We start from the raw sequence: 1479 nt of genomic DNA, 5'->3' as shown, positions 1-1479 counted from the left end.
CGTCATCCTGGCCCCCCGCGCCCCGCCCCTGAGGGCGGCCTCCACCGCCACGTCCAGCTCCGGCGACGACACCTCGTACTGGTCCCTGAGCGACAGGTGCGAGGCGTTCAGCAGGGCGCCGATCTCGGTGATGGCACCCGCGCGCAGCAGGCCGATGAGGGCCTCCACGCGGTGGTTCTCCGTGACGACGTGCATGGTGCGCTTGCGCTCGTCCCCCTGCAGCCGCTCCAGGGCCGCCGCCAGGTCCGTGACGTCGCGCAGGGCAGGGACACCGAGCTTGCGGGCCGCCGACTCGCACTCCGCGCGGCGCTTGGCGTACTCGCCGCCCGAGTGCTCGTGGTGGACCTGGGTGTCGATGATGAGGATGCTCAGCCCGTGGGAGGCCAGGTCGAGCGGGATGTTCCGGGAGCCGAGCGAGCGGCAGTCGAGGAACAGGGCGTGCCCCTCCTGGCACAGAGCCGAGGCGGCCTGGTCCAGGATGCCGGAGGGCACGCCGACGAAGTGGTTCTCCGCCTGCTGGCAGAGCAGGGCGATCTCCATCGGTGTCATGCCGAGCTGGTGGAGGTCGTTGAGAGCCGAGGCCACGGAGACCTCGAGGGCGGCGCTGGAGCTGAGGCCGGCGCCCGGCGGGATGGTGCCGTCGATGGCGATGTCCGCGCCGGCGACGCGGTCGCCGAGCATGGCCAGGACGCCTACGACGTAGCGGGTCCAGCCCGTGGACTCCGCGTGGCTCGCGAGCGTGACGGGCTCGCCGGAGGACTGGAGCGAGAGGAGGCGGATGGTCTGGTCCGCGCGCGGAGTGATCGCGGCCGTCACGCCCCACGGCACCGCGAAGGGCAGCACGAAGCCGTCGTTGTAGTCGGTGTGCTCGCCGATCAGGTTGACCCGGCCCGGCGCGTGCCAGACGGTCTGGGGGGACGCGCCGTAGGCGGCACGAAAAGCTTCAACAACGCGCATAATCGAACACTCCTCAACAAAGACCCGACCGTAGACTAGCGCCATGGAGGAGCTCCTGGATCCAGGGCTCGGCCAGGTCCGGGTGTTCCTGATGCACGACGACAACAAGCCGCGCAAGCTCAAGTACAACCTGGGCCATCGCCGGCTGCTGACCTTCGGTGGCGCCTACTCCAACCACATCAGGGCCGTCGCCGAAGCGGGGCGCCGGCACGGGATCGAGACGATCGGCGTCATCCGGGGCGAGGAGCATCTCCCGCTGAACCCGTCCCTGGCTCATGCCAAGGCCTGCGGGATGACGATCACCTACCTGGACAGGGCCTCCTACCGGCTCAAGCACACCGAGGAGGTGCAGGCGCGGCTGCGGGCGCGGTGGGGCGAGGACGTGGCGATCCTGCCCGAGGGCGGCAGCAACGCCGCCGCCGTGCGCGGGTGCGCCGAGTTGCCGGGGGAGATCGCCGAGCCGTACGACGTCGTCTGCTGCCCGGTGGGCACCGGGGGGACGCCTGGCTCTTATACACATCT

Annotated in this window: 2 protein-coding genes; one reads left to right on the top strand and one right to left on the bottom strand. The window is 70.7% G+C overall.

The annotated features are described in order from the left end of the window. Positions 1-957: galactokinase (gene galK / locus EJK15_RS69280; protein ID WP_138720917.1), on the bottom strand; the 957-nt coding region annotated here is incomplete at its 3' end. A 43-nt stretch (positions 958-1000) separates the two neighbouring features. Here galK and EJK15_RS69275 point away from each other — a divergent pair. Continuing rightward, positions 1001-1479 (top strand): 1-aminocyclopropane-1-carboxylate deaminase/D-cysteine desulfhydrase (locus EJK15_RS69275; RefSeq protein WP_138720916.1); only part of this gene is annotated, 479 nt, incomplete at its 3' end.

Source organism: Nonomuraea basaltis, from assembly GCF_005893125.1.
GTDB lineage: Bacteria > Actinomycetota > Actinomycetes > Streptosporangiales > Streptosporangiaceae > Nonomuraea > Nonomuraea basaltis.
The sequence above is the reverse complement of the archived record's forward strand: the minus strand, read 5'-3'. Positions and strand labels throughout refer to the sequence as shown.